The sequence below is a fragment of the Amnibacterium setariae genome, assembly GCF_003581425.1.
Lineage (GTDB): Bacteria > Actinomycetota > Actinomycetes > Actinomycetales > Microbacteriaceae > Amnibacterium > Amnibacterium setariae.
On the sequence record NZ_QXTG01000003.1, the window covers coordinates 33,658 to 54,281 of the forward strand.

Genomic DNA, 20,624 nt, shown 5'->3' on the forward strand with positions numbered 1-20,624 from the left:
AACGGAGGGGGCGGAAGGGGCCGACCGGTGACACGCATCCTGCTGCGAGCGCACAAGGATCCCTTCCGGGTGGCCCGTCCGACGACGGTCTACCGCCGGAACCTCATCGGCGACAACGTCGGCAACCTCCTCTTCTCGAGCGCGAGCTACAAGCTGCTCCAGACCGCCGGCACCGAGATCGAGGTCGGCGGCATGAAGGGCGGCCGGGCGGAGGCGGAGCGGATCAACGCGACCGCCGACCACGTCGTCATCCCGCTCGCGAACGCGTTCCGACCGAGCTACCAGCAGACGCTCGACCGGATGTCCGAGACGATCGAGGCGCTGACCGTGCCCGTCACCGTGCTCGGGGTCGGCGCGCAGCTGCGGCTCGACGGCAAGGTCGAGCGCCTCGACGGCGTCAAGGCGTCGGTGCAGCGCTTCGTGCGCGCGGTCCTCGACCACGCGCCCTCGATCGGCGTCCGCGGCGAGTTCACGGAGGGCTACCTCCGCGGGCTCGGCTTCCGCGACGTCGACGTGATCGGCTGCCCCTCGGTCTTCCTCAAGGGCCCCGGGCTGCGGGTCGAGAAGCGGGTGCCGGCGCTCACCGCCGAGTCGCGCATCAGCCTCAACCTCTCCCCGTACGTGCCGGGCCTCGTGCCGATCGTCGAGCGGCACATGGAGCGGTACCCGAACCTCCGCTACGCGGCGCAGCACCGCGACGCGCTCGGGATGCTCCTCGACCGCGACCACCGACCCGCGCAGACGAAGACCGACCAGACCCGGCTGCCCACCCACCACGCGCACCCGCTGGTCCGCGACGGCCGCACGAGCTTCTTCGTCGACCCCGAGCCGTGGATCCGCTACCTCGCCGGCTTCGACTACAGCCTCGGCACCCGCATCCACGGCAACATCGCCGCGCTGCTCGCCGGGACGCCCGCGACGGTGCTCGCGCACGACTCGCGCACGCTCGAGCTCGTGCGCTTCTACGACATCCCGCACCGCCTGATGAAGCAGACGGGCCCGGACACGGACGCGGCCGAGCTCTACGAGGAGGCGGACTTCACCGCCTTCAACGACCGCCACCAGGCGCGCTTCGACCGGTTCGCGGAGTTCCTCGGCGCGCACGGGCTGCAGCACGTCTACGCGCCCGGTCAGGACCCGGAGCACTTCGACCGCCGCGTCGCGGCCACGCGCTGGCCCGGGGACGTCGGCGCGACGCCGCCCCAGGTGCGGCCGGGCTTCCGGCTCGCGGACCTCGTCGGCCCGCGCATCCGCCGCTTCCGTACCGCCGCGGCCTGATCGAGGGTCTCAGGCGGTCCTTCGCGTCGGCGCGCGCAGGACGAGGCGCAGCAGCGCCGCCGCCCCGGCGAACGCGCCGGCGACCAGGGCGACCCAGCCCGCGACGACGCCGTAGCCCTGCGCCGGACTGAGGAACGGGTAGGGCACCCACCCGTCGGTCGCGCCGCGCACCAGCACGACCGCGATCCACAGGAGCGGGTAGGCCAGCACGACCGGCAGGAGCCGAGCCGGGAGGGGGCGGCGGTCCGGCGCGAGCACGAGGTCGACGAGCGCCGCGACCGGGGTCACGGCGTGCAGGACGACGTTCGCCCACGGCACGGGGATGCCGCCCGCCGCGTCGACCGGCGCGAGCAGCGTCCAGTAGACGACCCCGACGATCAGCAGGTACGTCGCGGCGCACCACCGCACGACGACCCAGCCCGTGGTGGCCGGCGAGCCGCGCAGCAGGCGCACGGCGCCGACCACCGCCACCACGGCGCCGATCACGTTCGACTGCACGGTGAAGAACCCGAAGAAGTTCGCGAGCGGAACCGGGGCGACGGCCGCGAACGTCGCCGCGACCGCGGCGACGACCAGGAGGGCGACGACGAGCCGGAGCGCGGCGGTCACGGGGTGCACGACGCCGACGCTAGGGCCGGGACGGCCCCCGGGTCACGCTCCTCGTCACGAGGGACCGTTTCGCGGATCCGCAAGAACTGCCCGACACGCCGACGGCGCGCCTCCGGATGCGGCGTGTCGGGTCAGATCTGCGGATCCGCGGAGGATCTGCGGATCCGCGAGGGTCAGCCGAAGAAGTCGGCGAGGCGGCGGACGCCCTCCGCGAGCTGGTCGTCGCCCAGCGCGTAGCTGAGGCGCAGGTAGCCGCTCGGGCCGAACGCCTCGCCCGGCACGACCGCGACCTCGAGCCGCTCGAGCAGCAGGTCGGCGAGCTCGAGGGTGGTCGTGGGCACGACCCCGCCCCACTCCTTCCCGAGCAGCGCGGTCACGTCCGGGTAGACGTAGAAGGCGCCCTGCGGGGTCGGGGTGCGGAAGCCGGGGATCGCGTTCAGCCCGTCGACGATCGCCTTCCGCCGCCGGTCGAACGCCTGCCGCATCGCCTCGATCGGCTCGGTCGGGCCGGTCAGCGCCGCGATCGCCGCGCGCTGGGCGACGTTGTTCACGTTCGAGGAGAGGTGCGACTGCAGGTCGTTCGCGCCCTTGATCGCGGCGGCGGGGCCGATCATCCAGCCGACGCGCCACCCGGTCATCGCGTAGGTCTTCGCGACGCCGTTGACGAGCACCGTCTGGTCGGCGAGCTCCGGCACGGCCTCGACGATCGAGACCGCCTTCACGCCGTCGTAGACGAGGTTCTGGTAGATCTCGTCGGTCATCACCCAGATGCCGTGCTCGAGCGCCCACTCGCCGATGGCGCGGGTCTCCTCCGGCGAGTAGACCGCGCCGGTCGGGTTCGACGGCGACACGAACATCAGCAGCTTCGTGCGCGGGGTGCGCGCGGCCTCGAGCTGCCCGACCGTGACCTTGTACTCCTGGTCCGCGCCCGCGAAGACCTCGACGGGCACGCCGCCCGCGAGCTTGACGACCTCCGGGTAGGTCACCCAGTACGGGGCGGGGATCAGGACCTCGTCGCCCTCGCCGACCAGGGTCTGCACGGTCTGGTAGACGGCGTGCTTGCCGCCGTTCGTGACGATGACCTGCGCCGGCGAGACCTCGAGGCCGCTGTCGCGCAGCGTCTTCGCCGCGATCGCCTCGCGCAGCTCGGGCAGGCCGGGCGCGGGCGTGTAGTGGTGGTTGCGCGGGTCGCGGGCGGCCCGCTCGGCGGCCTCGACGACGTGGGCGGGGGAGTCGAAGTCGGGCTCGCCCGCCGCGTAGCTGACCACGGGGCGTCCCGCGGCCTTCAGCGCCTTCGCCTTCGAATCGACCTTCAGCGTCGCGGACTCGGCGATGGCGGCGATGCGAGGCGAGATGGGGGCCGGAGCGGTGCGAGGCACGGTCACCGAGCCTACCGGCGCACCCGAGCCGGCGTTCAGGCTGCGCCGAGCGGCGTTCAGGCGGAGGTCCAGTCCGACGACGAACCATCGCAGGGCGCCGGTCGTCGGCGCGAGGAAGAGGGAACCGTGCTGCTCGAGGGCAAGTCGATCGTCGTCACCGGGGGCAACTCCGGCATCGGGAAGGCCATCGTGCTCGCGATGGCGGCGGAGGGGGCGAACGTCGTCGTCGACTACGTCGCCCACGAGGACGCCACGGAGCAGCTGATCCGGCAGGTGGAGGCCGCGGGCGGCAAGGCGGTCGGGGTCGAGGCCGACATCTCCAGGTCGGACGACCTGCACCGGATGATGCAGACCGCCGTCGACTCGTTCGGGCGCCTGGACGTGCTCGTCAACAACGCCGGCATCGAGACCCGGCAGTCCCTGCTCGACACGACCGAGGAGGACTACGAGAAGGTGATGGCGGTCAACATGAAGAGCGCGTTCTTCGCCTCGCAGGCGGCCGCCAAGCGGTTCATCGAGCAGGGCGACGGCGGTCTCGTGCTCAACATCTCCTCCGTGCACGAGGACTGGCCGATGCCCGGCAACATCGCCTACTGCGTCTCCAAGGGCGGCATGCGCATGCTCACCCGCACCGCGGGGGTCGAGCTCGGGCAGCACGGCATCCGGATGGTGAACATCGCGCCCGGAGCGGTCGACACGCCCATCAACGCCTCGACCACCTCGAACGAGGACCTGCTCGGGAAGCTGCAGGACGCGATCCCGCTGCACCGCCTGGCCGAGGCGAGCGACATCGCCGACGTCGCGGTGTTCCTCGCGTCGGGCCGCGCCTCGTACATGACCGCCACCACGGTGGTCGTCGACGGCGGGATCATGCAGGGCAGCGTCGGGCTCTGACGGCGCGCCCGCGGCGCCTCCGGAGGCCGCTGCTACACTTGCGGCGCCCGTGGGGTGCAGGCGTTCGCACGTCCCTGCCCTGCGAGCAGCCCTAGGGCGGTGGCTCAATTGGTAGAGCAGCGGTCTCCAAAACCGCAGGTTGCAGGTTCGAGTCCTGTCCGCCCTGCGAGAAGAACAGCGGCGAGAGGAGGACGCAGGTGGCACGCAGAGTGCTCGACGAGCCCGGCGAGGACGTCGTCGCGGTCGCGAAGCTCGAGCGGCAGGCTCGGCGCGGTCCCTTCGCCCGGATCGCCCTGTTCCTCCGGCAGGTCGTCGCCGAGCTGCGCAAGGTGGTCACCCCCACCTGGCGCGAGCTCGTCACCTACACCGCGGTCGTGCTCGGTTTCGTCGTCGTGATGATGGCGATCGTGTACGTGCTGGACATCGCGTTCGGCGCGCTCGTGGTGTGGGTGTTCGCCGGCTCCAGCTGACCGGCGCCCGCGACACCGCACGCCGCTGCCCGCGCACCCCCGCGGGCACGACAGACGTCATCGATCCAGAAGGAATCCGAACCGTGGCCAGAGACCCCCGCGACGACCTCGACCTCGAGCCCGAGTACGAGCAGGACGCCGGGCCCGAGGAGGCCGACCCCGCGCTCGACTTCACCGACGACTCGCACCTGCCCAGCGCGCAGGAGGAGCTCGCCGAGGCGACGCGCGGCGAGCGGCTGAACCTGCTCACGGACGCCGACGAGGACGACGTGGACTTCGAGGAGGAGCTCGAGGCGATCGAGGAGGCGGCCGACCCGGCCGCCGACCGCGCCGTCGACGAGGCGCTCGAGGTGCACGACCCCGCCGACTACGAGGCCGCCGCCGAGGCGACCGACGACGAGAGCGACGAGGCGTTCGAGGAGGCCGCGGCCGCCGGTTCGACCGAGGGCGTGTCCGAGGCAATCAGCGCCGACATCGCCGAGGACCAGCTCGACGCCGAGGCGGAGGACGCCGACGTCGACCCCTACGAGGCCTTCCGCCAGGAGCTCCGCGGCAAGCTCGGCAAGTGGTACGTCATCCACTCCTACGCCGGCTTCGAGAAGCGCGTGAAGCAGAACATCGAGCAGCGCAAGACGACGCTCGCGCAGGAGGACGCGATCTACGAGGTCCAGGTCCCGATGGAGGACGTGGTCGAGATCAAGAACGGCCAGCGCAAGCTGGTCAACCGCGTCCGCATCCCCGGCTACGTGCTCGTCCGCATGGACCTGAACGAGGAGTCGTGGTCGCTCGTCCGCCACACGCCGGGCGTCACCGGCTTCGTCGGCAACGCGCACAACCCGACGCCGCTGCGCTTCAACGAGGCGTTCGAGATGCTGAAGAGCACGGTGCAGGTCGCCGAGGCCCCGGTGAAGGCCGGCGCCGGCGCGACGAAGGGCGCCCGCGGCGCGACGGCCCGCCAGCCGATCCCGGCCGAGGTCGACTTCGAGACCGGCGAGACCATCACGATCAAGGAGGGCTCGTTCGCGGGCCTGCCCGGCACGATCTCCGAGATCAAGCCGGAGAGCGGCAAGCTCACGGTCCTCGTCTCGCTCTTCGAGCGCGAGACGCCGGTCGAGCTGTCCTTCGAGCAGGTCACCAAGCTCTGAGTTCATGGTCTTCGATCCGCAAGCGGATCGAAGCCTGTGCCGTACCGGCGGGCACTGTGTTCATGCACACCGTGCCCGCCGGCTGACGGCGGCCGCTCGGACTCGTCCCGTTTCGGCGTAAGATCGTCCGTCGGCCTGCGCATCGCGGGTCCACGGCACCACACCGCGCATCGGCGCGGCGGTGGGAGCAGGCGCGCAGCAGCCGCTGCACGTCTTCGAAGAAGGAGAAGAAGCATGGCTCGCCAGAAGAAGGTGACCGGCCTGATCAAGCTCCAGATCAAGGCCGGCGCTGCCAACCCGGCGCCCCCGATCGGCCCCGCGCTCGGTCAGCACGGCGTCAACATCATGGAGTTCTGCAAGGCGTACAACGCCGCGACCGAGTCGCAGCGCGGCAACGTCATCCCGGTCGAGATCACCGTCTACGAGGACCGGACCTTCACGTTCGTCCTCAAGACCCCGCCCGCCGCGGAGCTGATCAAGAAGGCCGCCGGCGTCGCCAAGGGCTCGTCGACCCCGCACACCGCGAAGGTCGGCCGCCTCACCCGCGAGCAGGTCCGCGAGATCGCGCAGACCAAGCAGCCCGACCTGAACGCCAACGACCTCGACGCGGCCGCGAACATCATCGCCGGCACCGCGCGGTCCATGGGCATCACGGTCGAGCAGTAGGAGGCGGAAGTCATGGCACAGAAGAGCAAGGCGTATCGCGCCGCGGCCGCGAAGATCGAGGCCGGCAAGTTCTACACTGCTGACGAGGCGCTGAACCTCGCCAAGGAGACCGGGTCGGCCAAGTTCGACTCGACCGTCGAGGTCGCCCTCAAGCTGGGCGTCGACGTGCGCAAGGCGGACCAGATCGTGCGCGGCACGGTCTCCCTCCCGCACGGCACCGGCAAGACGCAGCGCGTCATCGTGTTCGCGATCGGCCCGGCCGCCGAGGCCGCCGTCGCCGCGGGCGCCGACGAGGTCGGCGGCGACGAGCTGATCGCCCGCGTCGCCGGCGGCTGGACCGACTTCGACGCCGCGGTCGCGACGCCGGACATGATGGGCAAGGTCGGTCGTCTCGGCCGCGTCCTCGGCCCGCGCGGTCTCATGCCGAACCCGCGAACCGGCACCGTCACCCCGGACGCGGCCCGCGCCGTGTCCGAGATCAAGGGCGGCCGGATCGAGTTCCGCACCGACAAGCACTCCAACGTCCACTTCGTGGTCGGCAAGGCGGGCTTCTCGGAGGAGGCGCTGGCGGAGAACTTCAAGGCCGCGGTCGACGAGATCGTCCGCCTGAAGCCGTCCGCCGCCAAGGGCCGCTACATCCAGAAGGCGTCGGTCTCGACGACCTTCGGTCCCGGCATCCCCCTGGACGTCGCCGAGCTCGTCTGAGTTCACGGGCTTCGATCCGCGAGCGGATCGAAGCCGGTGTCGTACCGCAGCGCTGAACGCGCTGCGGCTGACGACCGGCACATCGCGTTCGTGGAGAGCGGCAGGTCCCTCCGGGCCTGCCGCTCTTCGCGTCCCCGGGCGGGAGGTGCGCGCGGGTCTCAGTAGTCGCAGATGCGGACGACGACCTTGCCCCGCACGTGGCCGCCCTCGACGAGGCGCTGCGCCTCCGCGATCCGGTCGAGCGGGAACACCTCCTGCACCGCGACGCGCAGGTCGCCGGAGTCGACGAGCCGGGAGATGACCGACAGCGTCGCCGCGTCCGGCACCGTGCGGTACGTCGTCGCGCGGACGCCCGCCGCCTCGGCGTCGGCGAGGAGCGTCGGCCAGCTGCCGCTCGGCACGTTGACGAGCAGCCCGCCGGGGCGCAGCACCCCGAGGGAGCGCGGTCCGGTGTGGTCCGCGCGGTCGCCGACGAGGTCGATCACCGCGTCCACGGGCGCGACGAGGTCCTCGAACCGCTCCGTCGTGTGGTCCACGACCTCCGCCGCTCCGAGCTCGCGCAGCCAGCCGGTGTTCGGCCCCGACGCGGTCGCGACGACGTGCGCGCCGAAGTAGGCGCCGAGCTGCACGGCGAGGTGCCCCACGCCTCCGGCGCCGGCGTGCACGAGCAGCCGCTGGCCCTCGTGGGCCTTCGCCAGCTCGACCACGGCGCCCCAGGCGGCGAGCGCCGCGAGGGGGAGCGCCGCCGCGTCCGCGTGGGACAGCACCTTCGGCTTCTCGGCGACGTGCTGCGCGGGCACGCTGAGGTACTCGGCGAAGCTGCCCGTGGAGCGGGGTGCGCCGCTCAGGCCGTAGACCTCGTCGCCGGGCTGGAGCCGGAACGCCTCGTACGGCGAGGAGACGACGACCCCGCTGAAGTCGTGCCCCAGCACCGCCGGGAAGCCGGCGACGCCGGCCGCCTCCCCGGACCCGGCGCGGGTCTTCACGTCGATCGGGTTGAGGCCCGCCGCGATCACCCGGACGAGCAGCTCGCCGACGACCGGGACGGGGCGCGGCACCTCCGCGATCCGCAGACCGCCGGTGTCGCCGAAGTGGTCGAGCACGACGGCCCGCATCGTCTCGCGGTCGGTCGCCGAGGCCGCCGTCGCGATCTCCTCGTGGAGCGTCATGGTGCCTCCGGTCCCTTCCTGGGCCTGGTGCTGCGTGCTCCATCCAATCCAGCGCGTGTTCCCGCCCTGTTACGGCCGCGTCACGCTCAGGGAAACGCGGGGCCGGGGCTTCTCATCACGGCCTCGTGCGGAGCATCATGCATTCCCAAGATCCGCATCACGGAGCCACAAGCGCTTCATAGGATTCCGCGGTCTCCTGGAGGAGTGAGCATGACTCGACCCGCAGCCTCCGACGCCTCCCCCCAGAGCCGCCCGCGCTTGAAGCACCCGGACGGCAGCCCGATCCGCGTGCTCGTGGTCGACGACGAGCCGACGCTCACCGACCTGCTCCAGATGGCCCTCCGGTACGAGGGCTGGGAGGTCAAGACCGCGGCCGACGGGCGCCATGCGCTCACGCTCGCCCGCGAGTTCCGGCCCGACGCGATCGTGCTCGACATGATGCTGCCGGACATCGACGGCATGCAGGTGCTGTCCCGCGTGCGGCAGGACGGTCAGCAGACCGCCGTGCTGTTCCTCACCGCGAAGGACTCGCTGGAGGACCGGATCAACGGCCTCACCGCGGGCGGCGACGACTACGTCACCAAGCCCTTCAGCCTGGAGGAGCTCGTCGCACGGCTCCGCGGCCTCATCCGCCGCTCGATGCTCACCGCGAGCGAGGAGGAGGACCCGCGCCTCGTCGTCGGCGACCTCGTGCTCGACGAGGACAGCCACGAGGTCTCCCGCGACGGCGACCAGATCGACCTCACCGCGACCGAGTTCGAGCTGCTCCGCTACCTGATGCGCAACCCGCGCCGCGTCCTGTCGAAGACGCAGATCCTCGACCGGGTCTGGAACTACGACTTCGGCGGCAAGTCGAGCGTCGTCGAGATCTACATCTCCTACCTCCGTCGCAAGATCGACGCCGGTCGCAAGCCGATGATCCACACGGTCCGCGGCGCCGGGTACATGCTGAAAGCCGCGGAGTGACCGCTCCGCGCGAGCGGAGACCGAACATGCACTTCTCGAGCTGGACGCTGCGAAGCCGGCTCATCGCCCTGACCGTGCTGCTCGTCGCCGTGACGAGCGTCTTCGTCGGCGGCGTCATGGCGTTCGTCATCAAGCAGTCGTTCGTCGCCAACTTCGACAACCAGCTGGCGAACAGCGTGCAGGGGATCAGCCGATCCCTGGCGAGCTCGGGCCAGATCGCCTCCGGCCAGTACGGCGTCGAGCCGGGGACGATCGTCGCCTACTACCCGACGTACGCCACGGCCGCCGGCGTGCAGTTCGGCACCAACGACGCCGTGCAGCTGACGCAGCGGCAGCTGCAGAACGTGGAGTCGTCGGCGGGTTCCGATCGTCTCCGTACCGGCGCGCCCGCCGCCTTCGCCACCGGCGACGTCGGGCCGCGCGAGTACCGGTTCACCACGGCGCCCGTAGGGCCGGGCGGATCCAACGGCGTACTCGTCGTCGGCAAGCCGACGAGCCTGCTGAACACCGAGATCGCCGGCGTGCTCGCACCGGTCGCCGCGGTGGTGATCCTCGCGATCGTCCTCGCGGGACTCCTCGCCGCGCTGATCATCGGCCGCGCGCTCCGGCCCCTAAGGCGGGTCGCCGCGGTCGCGTCGAACGTCGCGTCGCTGCCGCTCGAGCGCGGCGACGTCGAGCTGCCCGAGCGCGTGCCGGAGGAGGACACGAACCCGCACACCGAGGTCGGCCAGGTCGGCTCGGCGCTGAACAACCTGCTCGACTCCGTGCAGAGCGCGCTCGAGGTGCGGCAGGCGAGCGAGGAGAAGGTCCGCAACTTCGTCGCGGACGCGAGCCACGAGCTGCGCACGCCGCTCGCCTCCATCCGCGGCTACGCGGAGATCACCCGGCGGTTCGGCGGCGACCTGTCCGAGGACGTGCAGCACAACATCGGCCGCATCGAGTCCGAGGCGCAGCGCATGACGAGCCTGGTCGAGGACCTGCTGCTGCTCGCACGGCTCGACGCGGAGCGCGAGCTCGCGACGACCGACGTGGACCTGTCGCGCCTGCTCGTGGACGTGGTCAGCGACGCGAACGCCGCGGGCCGGGACCACGAGTGGGAGCTCGACATCCCCGACGAGCCCGTCATCGTGCGCGGCGACGCCGCCAAGCTGCAGCAGGTGTTCACGAACCTCGTCGCGAACGCCCGCGTGCACACGCCCGCGGGCACGCGGGTCGTCGTCGAGCTCGCGGAGCCCCGCGACGGGCACGTGCTCGCCCGGGTGCGGGACGACGGCCCCGGCATCCCCGAGAAGCTGCGGCCGCAGCTGTTCGGCCGGTTCGTGCGCGGCGACTCCTCGCGCGCGCGGTCGACCGGGAGCACCGGGCTCGGCCTCTCCATCGTGAACGCGGTCGTGGAGGCGCACCACGGCACCGTGTCAGTCGCCTCCGAGCCGGGCACGACGATCTTCACCGTGCAGCTGCCGGTGCAGCAGCCCGCCGAGGCGAAGCAGCCCCAGCCCGCTTGATCTCGATCTTCTCTTCCTACCTCCGGGGATCCGGCGCCTGCGGCGGTAGATCCCCGACTGGAGGAAGAAACGGAGGGGTTACTTCTTCGTGAGGTGGGTGGCCTCGAGCAGGACGCGCTCCGGGTCCGGCGCCGCGACCGTCGGCACCGGCGCGTCCTCCAGGCCCGTGATCAGGGTCGTCGGGAGGGAGACCGCGAGCGCGCCCCAGGACACCGCCGTCGCGAGCGCGCGCTCCAGGTCGAGCTCGTGGCTGCCGTCCTCGCGGATCGAGTTGCCGAGGAAGCCGGCGAGGGTCGCGTCGCCGGCGCCCGTCGTGTTCACGAGCTGCGGCGCGACCGCCGCGCCCCAGACCGCGTCGTCGGAGGTGATGGCCAGCGCGCCGTCGGCGCCCAGCGACACGAGCGCGACCTCCACGCCGCCGTGGTTGAGCTCTCGCCCCGCCTCCAGCGCCTCGCCGATCGTCGCGAGGTTGCGCCCGACGAGGTTCGCGAGCTCGTCGGCGTTCGGCTTGATCAGGTTCACGAGGCCGCTCGTGACGAGGCGGTCGAGCGGAACGCCGCTCGTGTCGAGCGCGACGCGGGCGCCGGCCTCCCGAACGCGCTCGAACAGTCCGGTCATGTCGACGTAGTCGTCCGTGTCGCTGTTGAACGGGTGCGTGCCGGAGGCGCAGAGCCAGTCCGCGTCCATGTCCTGGATCTGCTCGACCGTGAGGTCGACGACGCGGTTCCAGTCGGTCGTCGACATCGGGATCGCGGACTGGTTCACGTTGGTCGTGCGGCCGCCGTCCTCGACGATCGCGGTGTTCACGCGGATCCGGCCCTGGATCGGCATGATCCGCAGGATGTGCGGGAACGGGGTGCGGAACAGGAGGTGCTCGTCGTCCCGCCCGATCGGCATGACCGCCGCGGTGGGGTGCCGCGCGACGTGCAGCGTGCGCGAGACGTTGAGGCCCTTCCCGCTCATGTACTCGTGCACCTCGATGGCCCGGTTCACCTTGCCGGGCGCCATCGACGCGACGAGGTAGGTCCGGTCCAGCACCGGTGCCGGGGTCAGGGTGACGACGCCGCTCACGAATGGCCCTCCTGGGGAGCTTCCGCCGCACGGGGCCGGGCCCGCGCGGTCTGCTGCACTCTACTTACCGGCGGCGGCCGCCACCGGGGCCCGACGGCTGCCGACCGCACCGAGCACGGCGACGACGACGAGCAGCAGCGCCGCGAGCGCGAGGCCCAGCCAGAACGCGATGAGCAGCAGCGCGGCGCCGGACAGCGCGCCGAGCGCGAGCAGCACGACCGCGGCGAGGCGCCGGAACCAGGTCTGGCCCGTGTGCCGCCCAAGCCGCGAGTCGAACGCGAGGGCCGCGAGCGTGGAGGTGATCACGACCGTCGTCACGTCCGTGACCGCGATGTGCCGGGCCGCGCCCGCCTGCATGCCCATCGCGACCGCGAGCAGCGCGGTCACCGGCAGCCCGATCGCGGGGTCGGCGGGCGTCGAGGTCGCGAAGGCGGTCGGGATCAGCGCCACGAGCAGCAGCGCAGCGACGATCGCGAGCACGACCGTGTCGCGGCGGTGCCACCCCTTCGGGATGGCGCGGAGGAGCCGGCCGGCGACCGCCGCGCCCACGACGAATCCCGCGAGCGCCACGAGCGGGCCGACGATCGGCAGGTCGTCCTGCCCCGTGAGGCCCATGGCGAGGATCACCACGTTGCCGGTCATGTTCGCCGTGAAGACCTTGTCGAGCCCGAGGTAGCCGATCGCGTCGACGACGCCCGTCGAGAAGGTGAGGATCAGCATCAGGGCGAGGTGGAGCCTGTCCTGGTCGCGCAGCATCGTGTGGGGTCCCTCCTGGTGCGCCCCCATCCAAGCGGTCCGCGGCTCCCGGGACCCCATCGGCGCGACCGCGCGGCCCGATACGATCGGCCGACCCGGACCCGCGGAGGTGGCATGCGCTTCGACCTGTCGGGGTGGACCGCGGTCCAGCCCGGGACCGACGCCCGGATCTACCTGCCCTCCACCCCGGAGACCGTGCTCTGGGGCCGCCTGCCGTGCGGCGCCGACGAGCCGGTGCTGTCGATCGCCTCCGGCGAGGTCGTCACGGTCGACACGCTCTCGCACGAGGGGCTGCTGCCCGACCAGGGGCAGGATCCGGTCGCGTTCTTCGCCAGGGAGGGCGTGCCGCGGCGGCTCGTGCTCGAGGACGCGATCCGCGTCGCGGCGGAGTGCGCGCGGGACGAGCTCGACGGGCCGCACGTCGTGACGGGCCCGATCGCGGTGCGGGGCGCCCAGCCGGGCGACCTCCTCCGGATCGAGGTGCTCGAGCTCGAGCCGCGGGTGCCGTACGGCGTCGTCTCCAACCGGCACGGGCGCGGCGCCCTGCCGGGGGAGTACCCGGAGGGGGAGGAGTCGGTCAGCGTCTTCGCGGCGGTCGACGAGCGCGACGGCGGGCTCGTCGGCCTGCTGCCGCGCGCGGCCGGCTCGGACGCCGTCGCCCGCTTCCCGCTCGCACCGTTCCTCGGGATCATGGGCGTCGCGGCGGCGGGGGACGAGCGGCCGCACTCGGTGCCGCCGGGCGCCTACGGCGGCAACATCGACGTCAACCTGCTCGTCGCGGGCACCTCGCTGCTGCTGCCGGTGCAGGTCGAGGACGCGCTCGCGTACGTCGGGGACCCGCACTTCGCGCAGGGCGACGGCGAGGTCGCGCTGACCGCGATGGAGGCGTCGCTGCGGGCGACGCTCCGCTTCACCGTCGTGCCGCGCTCCGAGGCGCTCGACGCCTACGGCGTCGTCACCGGCCCCCTCGTCGAGACGCCCGAGTACCTCGTGCCGACCGGGCTCAGCGAGGACCTCGACGAGGCGGTCCAGCACTGCGTCCGCGCGGCGATCGAGCTGCTGCATGCCCGGTTCGGCATGGACCGGTCGAACGCCCTCGCCTACCTCTCCGCGGCCACCGACTTCGACATCTCGCAGGTCGTCGACCTGGTCAAGGGCGTGCACGCGAAGATCCGGGTCGCCGACTTCGATGCCTGACGTCGACGCCACGGCGCCGGTACGGGCGGACGCCGACCCGCCCGCCGGGCTGCTCGACGCCTTCTGGCGGTACGAGCGCGCTCTCATGGCGGACGACGTGCCCGGGCTCGACGCGCTCTTCGCGGACGGCCCGTGGACGCTGCGCGGCGACGCGGGGGGCCTCCTCGTCGGCCACGACGCGATCTCCGCCTTCCGCCGGGGCCGCGGCGGCGCGCCGCAGCGGCGGATCGCCGCCGTGCACGTCCGCGTCCTCGGGCAGGACGACGCCGTCGTGGTCGCCGAGCTGGTCCCGCGGACCGGCGGCCGGGGGCAGCAGACGCAGGTCTGGCGCCGCGGCGAGCGGGGCTGGCAGGTGCTCGTCGCCCACGTGTCGGCGCCGGCGCCCGCGGTCGACGGCCGCGTGTGGCGCGAGGTCGGGACCCCGCTCGTCGCCGGCAGCGACGAGGGCCCGCTGTCCGGCGCGCGCGTCGCCGTGAAGGACCTCTTCGCGCTCGCCGGGCACCGCATCGGCGCGGGCGTGCCCGCCTGGCTGGCATCGGCTCGCCCCGAGCCGGCGACGGCGTCGGCGGTCCAGGTGCTGCTCGACGCCGGGGCCGACGTGACCGGGCTCGCGCGGACCGACGAGCTCGCCTACTCGATCGCGGGCGCGAACCCGCACCACGGCACCCCGCCGAACGCCCGCGTGCCCGGCGCCCTGCCCGGCGGATCCTCCAGCGGACCGGCGTCGGCGGTCGCGCTCGGTCAGGCGGACATCGGCCTCGCCACCGACACGGGCGGCTCGATCCGGGTGCCCGCCTCCTACCAGGGGCTGTGGGGGCTGCGGACCACGCACGGCCGCGTCACGCGGGACGGCCTGGTCCCGCTCGCACCGAGCTTCGACACGATCGGTTGGCTGACGCGCGATCGCACGACGCTCGCCGTCGCCTCCCGCGTGTCGGGCGCCGGTGCGCCGGCCGAGCCCGCGCCCGAGCGGTTCGTCGTCGCGCCCGCCCTCCTCGGCGACCTCGACCCGGCCGTGCAGGAGGCGTTCGGCGCCTGGACCGCGGCGCACGCGTCGGCCGAGGAGGTCGACCTCGGCGACGTCGCGGCGGCGCAGGAGGCCTTCCGCGTCGTGCAGGCCCACGAGGCCTGGGGCGTGCACGGCGGGTGGCTCACCGCCCATCCCGACGCCGTCCGCGGCGCGGTCGCCGAGCGGTTCCGCGTCGCGGCCGGGATCACGGACGGCGAGGCCGCCCGTGCCCGCGCCGCCGTCGAGCGGCACCGGCAGCGGTTCGCCGACGCGCTGGACGGCGCGATCCTCGTGCTGCCGTCCGCCGCGTCCCCCGCTCCGCAGGCGACCGCCGATCCGACCGCCGTCGACGCCGTCCGCGCCCGCACCCTCCGGCTCACCTGCGTCGCGGGGATCCTCGGCGCACCGGCGCTCTCCATGCCGCTGCTCGAGGTCGATGGCGCGCCGCTGGGCGTGTGTCTCGTCGGCCCGCGGCACGGCGACGACGCCCTCGTCCACCGCGCGGCCGCCTTCGAGCGCTGACGGGTCGGGCCTGCGGGGTGACCTCGAGGCTCGCCGCGCTCGCACCTCGATCAGCGGGACGCGGCCGGCCGGCGCGCGTCGAGACCACCTCGACACCTGCCTGAAACACCTGTTCCAGTACGATCGGCTTCAGCAACGTCCGTTCCAAGGAGGCAGGATGCCCGCCGGTCCGATCGACCCGCCCGCCCGGCTGCTGATGGGGCCCGGCCCCATCTCCATGTACCCGCGCGTGCTGCAGGCGATGTCCGCACAGCTCGTCGGGCAGTACGACCCGTTCATGACGGCGACGATGACCGAGACGCAGGCGCTCTACCGCGAGGTGTTCGCGACCCGGAACGAGGCGACGCTGCTCGTCGACGGCACCTCGCGCGCCGGTATCGAGGCCGCCCTCGTCTCCCTCATCACGCCGGGCGACCGGGTGCTCGTGCCCCGCTTCGGCCGCTTCGGGCACCTGCTCGTCGAGATCGCGGAGCGCTGCGGCGCCGAGGTGCACGCCATCGACGTGCCGTGGGGCGAGGTCTTCGACCCGGCCGCGATCGAGGCGGCGGTCCGCGAGGTGCGTCCGGCGCTCGTCGCGATCGTGCACGGCGACACGTCCACGACCGTCGCGCAGCCGCTCGAGGGCCTCGGTGCGATCTGCCGCGAGCACGGTGCGCTGCTCTACTGCGACACGACCGCGTCGCTCGGCGGCAACGACTTCCGGACCGACGAGTGGGGGCTCGACGCCGTGACCGCGGGGCTGCAGAAGTGCCTCGGCGGGCCCTCCGGCTCCGCACCGATCACCCTGTCCGAGCGGGCCGTCGCGGTGATCGAGTCCCGGAAGAGCATCGAGGCCGGCATCCGGGTCGAGGGCGATCCCGTGCGCCAGGACCGGATCCGCTCCAACTACTTCGACCTCGGCCAGATCCTCGACTACTGGGGACCGAAGCGGCTCAACCACCACACCGAGGCCACGACGATGCTCTACGGCGCCCGCGAGTGCGCCCGCATCCTGCTCGAGGAGGGCCTCGACGCCTCCGTCGCCCGCCACCGGCTGCACGGCGGCGCGATGCTCGCCGGCGTGCAGGGGCTCGGGCTCGAGCCGTTCGGCGACCTCGCGCACCGCATGACGAACGTCGTGGGCGTGCGGATCCCCGAGGGCGTCGTCGGCGACGCCGTGCGGGCCGAGCTGCTCGCGGACTACGGCATCGAGATCGGCACCTCCTTCGGCCCGCTGCACGGGAAGGTGTGGCGGATCGGGACCATGGGGTACAACGCCCGGCGCGACGCCGTGCTCGTCACCCTCGCCGCGCTGGAGGCGGTGCTGCGGCGCCACGGCGTCGGCGTGCCGACCGGCGGCGGCACCGAGGCGGCCCTCGACGTCTACCGGGCGGCCGCATGACCGGCGCTGCCCGGGCCCTCGAGCGCTGCGACGTGCTCGCCGGCTTCTCCTCGCTCGACGGGGCGCTCGAACGCGTGCCGTTCTCCGAGGAGCACCGCGCGGTGAACGCCCTCGTCGGCGAGTGGATGCGCGAGGCCGGGCTCGTCGTGCACCAGGACGCCGCAGGCAACCTCTGCGGGCGGATGGAGGGCGCGCGGCCCGGCCTCCCCGCGCTGGTGCTCGGCAGCCACCTCGACACGGTCACCGACGCGGGCCGGTACGACGGGATGCTCGGCGTGCTGCTCGCGATCGAGGTCGCGCACCGGATCGAGCCGGGCGCGCTGCCGTTCGCGCTCGAGCTGGTCGCGTTCACCGACGAGGAGGGCACCCGGTTCGGGAACGCGCTGTTCGGCTCCCGGGCCTTCGCGGGCCGGGTCGACGACGCCTGGCTCGCCACGGCCGACCGCGGCGGGGTCACGGTCGCGGAGGCGATGACCCGCTTCGGGCTCGACCCGGCGCGGATCGGGGAGGCCGCACGCCGCCCCGAGGAGCTCGTCGGCTACCTCGAGACCCACATCGAGCAGGGCCCGCAGCTGCTCGACGCCGACCGCGCGCTCGCGGTCGTGCCCGCCATCGCGGGCGCGCGGCGCTTCGCCCTGCAGGTCACCGGCCGCGCCGGCCACGCCGGCGGGACCCCCTACGGCCGGCGCCGCGACGCGCTCGTCGCGGCCGCCGAGATCGTCGCCGCGGTCGAGCGGGTCGCCATCGAGACCGGCACGATCGGCACGGTCGGCCGCATCCGCGCCTACCCCGGCGGCATCAACGTCGTGCCCGGGATCTGCCGGTTCTCGCTCGACCTCCGAGCGGAGACGGACGCGGCCCGCGACGCCGCCTTCGCCCGCATCGAGGCGGTCGCGCAGGAGGTCTGCGCCCGACGCGGCACGACCTGGAGCGCGGAGGAGCTCTACCGGGCGGACGCCACCACGTGCGACCCGGCGCTCGTCGCCGCCGTCGAGGAGGGGGTCCGCGCGACCGGCGACGCGACCCCGATGCGGATCTGGAGCCGCGCCGGCCACGACGGCATGGCCGTGGCCGACGTGACCGGCGTCGCGATGCTCTTCCTCCGCTGCGGGAACGACGGCGTCAGCCACCACCCCGACGAGACGGTGACCCTCGAGGACACGGCGGCCGCGCTGGACGCCTTCGAGGCGGCGGTCCGCGCCGTCGCCCGCCGGGACGCGGCGTGACCGCGCCGGGCACGCTCGTCGAGCGCATCGACGCGGCCTGGACGGCGCTCGGGCCGCAGGAGCAGCGCGTCGCCGGCTTCCTCCGCGCGCGGCCCGACGAGTCCGCGCTCTACAACGCCGCCGAGCTCGCTCGCCGGACCGGCGTCTCGAAGGCCACCGTCTCCCGCACATTCCAGCGGCTCGGCTTCGCCGGCGCGCAGGAGGCGCGGGACCTGCTGCGCGCGCAGCGCGGCGCCGGGCTGCCGGTCGTCGTCGACGACCCGGACGACGCGGTCGCCGCGCAGGCCTCGCGGGACGCCGCGAACGTGCAGCGGCTCGCGGCCGAGACCGACCGGGCCGCGCTCGACGCCGCGGCGCACGCCGTCGCCGTCGCCCGGCAGGTCGTCGTCCTCGGCTTCCGGTCCGGCTTCCCGGTCGCGATGCTGCTGCGGCAGGCGCTCGTCCAGGCCCGGCCCGACGTCCGGCTGGTCCCGGAGCACGGGCAGACGCTGGGGGAGGAGCTCGTCGGGCTCGGCGCGGACGACGTCGTCGTGGTCGTCGGGCTGCGGCGGCGGCCGGCCTCGTTCGACGACGTGCTCCGCGCGCTCGACACCGCGCCCTCCCGCACGCTGCTGCTCGCCGACCCCTCGCTCGGGCCGACGCCCGCGGACTGGCGGTTCGACGCCGCGATCGAGTCGGCGTCGCCGTTCGACTCCTACGCCGCGCCGCTGGCCCTGGTCAGCGCCCTCGCGGGCCGGGTGCTCGCCGGGCTCGACGGCGCCGGAGCGGCGCGGGTCGCGGCCGTGCGGGCCGCCTACGCGGACCTCGGCGAGCTCGGCGCCTGACGCCGGTCAGCGGCGGTCGACGTCCTCGCCGTCGTAGAGGTCGCTGCACTCGACCCAGGCGACGTCGTGCAGCTCGAGGTACCGCCGGCCGCCCTCGTCGCCGTGCAGCGCCTCCCGGAACCCGTCCCAGTGGTCCCGGCCGAGCAGCACCGGATGCCCCGGCCGGTCGTCGTAGGCCGCGCGGACGAGCGCCTCCCGCTGCACGCCCCGCTCGAGGACCCGCTCGACGACGGCCGGCGGCATGCCCGGCAGGTCGACGAGCGAGATCAGCGCCGCGTCCGCCTCCGGCAGCGCCGCGATGCCCTCGGCGAGGGAGGCGCCCATCCCGGAGCGCCAGTGCGCGGCTCGCACGACCGTCGCCTCCGGAGGCACGAGCGGCTCGGCCTCGTCCGCACCCGCGCCGAGCACCACGACCGCGGCGTCGCAGCCGCCCGCGAGCAGCACGCGCACCGCGCGCGCCACCCAGGGCTCGCCGTCGGGCGTCCGCGCGAGCGACTTCGGGCCGCCGAAGCGGTCGCCCGCACCGGCGGCGAGCACGAGCCCGACGACGTCCGTCATGCCGTTCCTCCTGTTCGCCCGCAAGCGGTTGCGGCCCGTACCGTTCTCCCGATGAGCACCACCCGGACGCGGCCCTCCGCGGAGCTGCGGCACTGGCGCGACGCGGTCTTCACGATCTTCGCGCTCTGCGGCTTCGTGTTCGCGACGTGGGCGAGCCGGGTGCCGACGGTGCGGGACCTGCTCGGCGCGAGCACGCAGGAGATGGGCTTCCTGATCCTCGGCATGAGCGCCGGCTCGATCGTCGGCGTCGTCGCCGCGAGCCACGTCGTCGCCCGCCTCGGCGCGACCCGCACGATCCTCTGGGTCTACAGCGCCGTCGCCGCCGGGATGATCCTGCTCGGCCCGATCGTCGCCTTCGTCCCGGCGTTCCTGCCGATCTTCCTCGTGCTCATCGTGCTCGGCCTGGCCAGCGTCGTCGACGTCGCGATGAACCTGTCGGGCGCCGCGAACGAGCGCGCGATCGGCCGCACGATCATGCCGCTGTTCCACGCCGCCTTCTCCGGGGGCACCGTGCTCGGCGCTGCGATCGGCGCGTTCCTCGAGCACCTCGACGTGCCGATCGGCGTGCACTTCACCGCCATCGGGATCGTCGCGCTCGTCGTGAACCTCGTGCTCGTGCGCTTCCTGCAGCCCGCGGAGCAGCCGCTCGAGGAGGGCGCCGAGCCCGGCCCGAGCGGCTTCCGCAGCCGCCTCGCCGTCTGGAAGGACCCGCGGGTCATCCTGATCGGCGTCATCGTGCTCGGCATGGCGTTCGTGGAGGGCAGCGCGAACGACTGGCTCAGCCTCGCGATGGTGGACGGGCACGGCTTCGACAACGCGGGCGGCGCCGCCGTGCTCAGCCTCTTCCTCGCCGCGATGACGGCCGGCCGCATCGGCGGCGTCTTCGTGCTCGACCGCTTCGGGCGGGTGCCCGTGCTGCGCGCCTCGGCCGCGCTCGCCGTGGTCGGCCTGCTGCTCGTGATCGTCGTCCCGGTCGACGCGATCGTGATCGTCGGCGTCGTGCTCTGGGGCGTCGGCGCCTCCCTCGGCTTCCCCGTCGGGATGTCCGCGGCCGCCGACGACCCGCGGACGGCGACCGCGACGGTGGGCGCGGTCGCGACCATCGGCTACACCGCGTTCCTCGTCGGTCCGCCCCTCATCGGGCTGATCGGCGAGCACACGGGCATCCTGCTCGCGCTGCTCGTGGTGCTCGTCCTCATCGCGGCGGCCGGCCTCGCGTCGGGCGCCGCCCGGCCGATCGCTCGGCCCGCAGCCGCCCCGGTCCCGGCGGAGCCGACGGCCTAGTCTGAGCCGG

20 protein-coding genes and 1 tRNA gene are annotated in these 20,624 nt (G+C 73.5%); 15 read left to right on the plus strand and 6 right to left on the minus strand.

Annotated elements, in window-relative coordinates:
• Positions 1 to 69 precede the first annotated feature (69 nt).
• A complete protein-coding gene (locus tag D1781_RS15800; protein WP_158590137.1) occupies positions 70 to 1,278 on the plus strand; it encodes a polysaccharide pyruvyl transferase family protein in 1,209 nt (402 codons plus the stop codon).
• A 9-nt stretch (positions 1,279 to 1,287) separates the two neighbouring features.
• On the opposite strand, the gene D1781_RS15805 is transcribed toward D1781_RS15800, so the two are convergent.
• Positions 1,288 to 1,896, minus strand: coding sequence for a Pr6Pr family membrane protein (locus tag D1781_RS15805; RefSeq protein ID WP_119483480.1), 609 nt, complete (start codon positions 1,894 to 1,896; stop codon positions 1,288 to 1,290).
• A 164-nt stretch (positions 1,897 to 2,060) separates the two neighbouring features.
• Complete coding sequence (locus tag D1781_RS15810) at positions 2,061 to 3,266, minus strand: pyridoxal phosphate-dependent aminotransferase (protein ID WP_158590138.1); 1,206 nt, start codon at positions 3,264 to 3,266, stop codon at positions 2,061 to 2,063.
• Positions 3,267 to 3,392: 126 nt separating this feature from the next.
• On the opposite strand from D1781_RS15810, the gene D1781_RS15815 reads away from it, so the two are divergent.
• The 6 genes from D1781_RS15815 (at position 3,393) to rplA (ending at position 7,146) form a co-directional block, all read left to right on the plus strand.
• Positions 3,393 to 4,160 carry a glucose 1-dehydrogenase gene (locus tag D1781_RS15815; protein ID WP_119483732.1) on the plus strand — a complete coding sequence of 256 codons (768 nt, stop codon included), beginning with the start codon at positions 3,393 to 3,395 and terminating at the stop codon, positions 4,158 to 4,160.
• A gap of 93 nt (positions 4,161 to 4,253) precedes the next feature.
• Positions 4,254 to 4,326, plus strand: a tRNA-Trp gene (locus D1781_RS15820).
• 31 nt (positions 4,327 to 4,357) lie between these two features.
• Positions 4,358 to 4,630: a preprotein translocase subunit SecE gene (gene secE / locus D1781_RS15825; RefSeq protein WP_119483485.1), complete on the plus strand. Its 273-nt coding sequence runs from the start codon at positions 4,358 to 4,360 to the stop codon at positions 4,628 to 4,630.
• A gap of 83 nt (positions 4,631 to 4,713) precedes the next feature.
• The gene (gene nusG / locus D1781_RS15830) at positions 4,714 to 5,775 is read left to right on the plus strand and encodes a transcription termination/antitermination protein NusG (RefSeq protein ID WP_119483487.1); all 1,062 of its coding nucleotides are present in this window, start codon (positions 4,714 to 4,716) and stop codon (positions 5,773 to 5,775) included.
• Positions 5,776 to 6,009: 234 nt separating this feature from the next.
• Positions 6,010 to 6,441 (plus strand): 50S ribosomal protein L11, encoded by a 432-nt coding sequence (gene rplK / locus D1781_RS15835; protein ID WP_119483489.1) that lies wholly within the window; start codon positions 6,010 to 6,012, stop codon positions 6,439 to 6,441.
• A 12-nt stretch (positions 6,442 to 6,453) separates the two neighbouring features.
• Complete coding sequence (gene rplA, locus D1781_RS15840; RefSeq protein WP_119483491.1) at positions 6,454 to 7,146, plus strand: 50S ribosomal protein L1; 693 nt, start codon at positions 6,454 to 6,456, stop codon at positions 7,144 to 7,146.
• Positions 7,147 to 7,304: 158 nt separating this feature from the next.
• Here rplA and D1781_RS15845 read toward each other — a convergent pair whose 3' ends face one another.
• Positions 7,305 to 8,315 carry an NADP-dependent oxidoreductase gene (locus D1781_RS15845; protein ID WP_233551472.1) on the minus strand — a complete coding sequence of 337 codons (1,011 nt, stop codon included), beginning with the start codon at positions 8,313 to 8,315 and terminating at the stop codon, positions 7,305 to 7,307.
• A gap of 210 nt (positions 8,316 to 8,525) precedes the next feature.
• On the opposite strand from D1781_RS15845, the gene D1781_RS15850 reads away from it, so the two are divergent.
• Positions 8,526 to 9,281: a response regulator transcription factor gene (locus D1781_RS15850; RefSeq protein ID WP_119483492.1), complete on the plus strand. Its 756-nt coding sequence runs from the start codon at positions 8,526 to 8,528 to the stop codon at positions 9,279 to 9,281.
• Between the two features lie 26 nt (positions 9,282 to 9,307).
• Positions 9,308 to 10,786: a sensor histidine kinase gene (locus D1781_RS15855; protein WP_119483493.1), complete on the plus strand. Its 1,479-nt coding sequence runs from the start codon at positions 9,308 to 9,310 to the stop codon at positions 10,784 to 10,786.
• Positions 10,787 to 10,864: 78 nt separating this feature from the next.
• Here the strand turns inward: D1781_RS15855 and D1781_RS15860 are convergent, their stop codons facing one another.
• Positions 10,865 to 11,857 carry a 1-phosphofructokinase family hexose kinase gene (locus tag D1781_RS15860; RefSeq protein WP_119483494.1) on the minus strand — a complete coding sequence of 331 codons (993 nt, stop codon included), beginning with the start codon at positions 11,855 to 11,857 and terminating at the stop codon, positions 10,865 to 10,867.
• A 60-nt stretch (positions 11,858 to 11,917) separates the two neighbouring features.
• Complete coding sequence (locus tag D1781_RS15865; RefSeq protein WP_119483495.1) at positions 11,918 to 12,613, minus strand: YoaK family protein; 696 nt, start codon at positions 12,611 to 12,613, stop codon at positions 11,918 to 11,920.
• Positions 12,614 to 12,727: 114 nt separating this feature from the next.
• Between D1781_RS15865 and D1781_RS15870 the strand changes: the two genes are divergently transcribed.
• From D1781_RS15870 to D1781_RS15890, 5 genes are all read left to right on the plus strand, one after another.
• Positions 12,728 to 13,810 (plus strand): acetamidase/formamidase family protein, encoded by a 1,083-nt coding sequence (locus tag D1781_RS15870; RefSeq protein WP_119483496.1) that lies wholly within the window; start codon positions 12,728 to 12,730, stop codon positions 13,808 to 13,810.
• Complete coding sequence (locus D1781_RS15875) at positions 13,803 to 15,341, plus strand: AtzH-like domain-containing protein (RefSeq protein ID WP_119483497.1); 1,539 nt, start codon at positions 13,803 to 13,805, stop codon at positions 15,339 to 15,341. The genes D1781_RS15870 and D1781_RS15875 overlap by 8 nt, the downstream gene beginning before the upstream one ends.
• A gap of 157 nt (positions 15,342 to 15,498) precedes the next feature.
• Positions 15,499 to 16,722, plus strand: coding sequence for a pyridoxal-phosphate-dependent aminotransferase family protein (locus D1781_RS15880; protein ID WP_119483498.1), 1,224 nt, complete (start codon positions 15,499 to 15,501; stop codon positions 16,720 to 16,722).
• Positions 16,719 to 17,948, plus strand: coding sequence for an allantoate amidohydrolase (locus tag D1781_RS15885; protein WP_119483499.1), 1,230 nt, complete (start codon positions 16,719 to 16,721; stop codon positions 17,946 to 17,948). Before D1781_RS15880 ends, D1781_RS15885 begins: the two co-directional genes overlap by 4 nt.
• On the plus strand, positions 17,945 to 18,772 hold the full coding sequence (locus tag D1781_RS15890) for a MurR/RpiR family transcriptional regulator (RefSeq protein ID WP_158590139.1): 828 nt from the start codon (positions 17,945 to 17,947) through the stop codon (positions 18,770 to 18,772). Before D1781_RS15885 ends, D1781_RS15890 begins: the two co-directional genes overlap by 4 nt.
• Before the next feature lie 6 nt (positions 18,773 to 18,778).
• On the opposite strand, the gene D1781_RS15895 is transcribed toward D1781_RS15890, so the two are convergent.
• Entirely contained in the window at positions 18,779 to 19,330 is a 552-nt protein-coding gene (locus tag D1781_RS15895; protein ID WP_119483501.1) for a nucleotidyltransferase family protein, read from the minus strand.
• A gap of 51 nt (positions 19,331 to 19,381) precedes the next feature.
• Between D1781_RS15895 and D1781_RS15900 the strand changes: the two genes are divergently transcribed.
• Positions 19,382 to 20,614 (plus strand): MFS transporter, encoded by a 1,233-nt coding sequence (locus D1781_RS15900; protein ID WP_119483502.1) that lies wholly within the window; start codon positions 19,382 to 19,384, stop codon positions 20,612 to 20,614.
• The last annotated feature ends 10 nt before the right edge of the window (positions 20,615 to 20,624 follow it).

Coding starts and splice junctions, on each gene's coding strand:
- rplK (WP_119483489.1), top strand. CDS start 6,010: ATGGCTCGCCAGAAGAAGGTGACCGGCCTGATCAAGCTCCAGATCAAG.
- rplA (WP_119483491.1), top strand. CDS start 6,454: ATGGCACAGAAGAGCAAGGCGTATCGCGCCGCGGCCGCGAAGATCGAG.
- D1781_RS15845 (WP_233551472.1), bottom strand. CDS start 8,315: ATGACGCTCCACGAGGAGATCGCGACGGCGGCCTCGGCGACCGACCGC.
- D1781_RS15850 (WP_119483492.1), top strand. CDS start 8,526: ATGACTCGACCCGCAGCCTCCGACGCCTCCCCCCAGAGCCGCCCGCGC.
- D1781_RS15855 (WP_119483493.1), top strand. CDS start 9,308: ATGCACTTCTCGAGCTGGACGCTGCGAAGCCGGCTCATCGCCCTGACC.
- D1781_RS15865 (WP_119483495.1), bottom strand. CDS start 12,613: ATGCTGCGCGACCAGGACAGGCTCCACCTCGCCCTGATGCTGATCCTC.
- D1781_RS15870 (WP_119483496.1), top strand. CDS start 12,728: ATGCGCTTCGACCTGTCGGGGTGGACCGCGGTCCAGCCCGGGACCGAC.
- D1781_RS15875 (WP_119483497.1), top strand. CDS start 13,803: ATGCCTGACGTCGACGCCACGGCGCCGGTACGGGCGGACGCCGACCCG.
- D1781_RS15880 (WP_119483498.1), top strand. CDS start 15,499: ATGCCCGCCGGTCCGATCGACCCGCCCGCCCGGCTGCTGATGGGGCCC.
- D1781_RS15885 (WP_119483499.1), top strand. CDS start 16,719: ATGACCGGCGCTGCCCGGGCCCTCGAGCGCTGCGACGTGCTCGCCGGC.
- D1781_RS15895 (WP_119483501.1), bottom strand. CDS start 19,330: ATGACGGACGTCGTCGGGCTCGTGCTCGCCGCCGGTGCGGGCGACCGC.
- D1781_RS15900 (WP_119483502.1), top strand. CDS start 19,382: ATGAGCACCACCCGGACGCGGCCCTCCGCGGAGCTGCGGCACTGGCGC.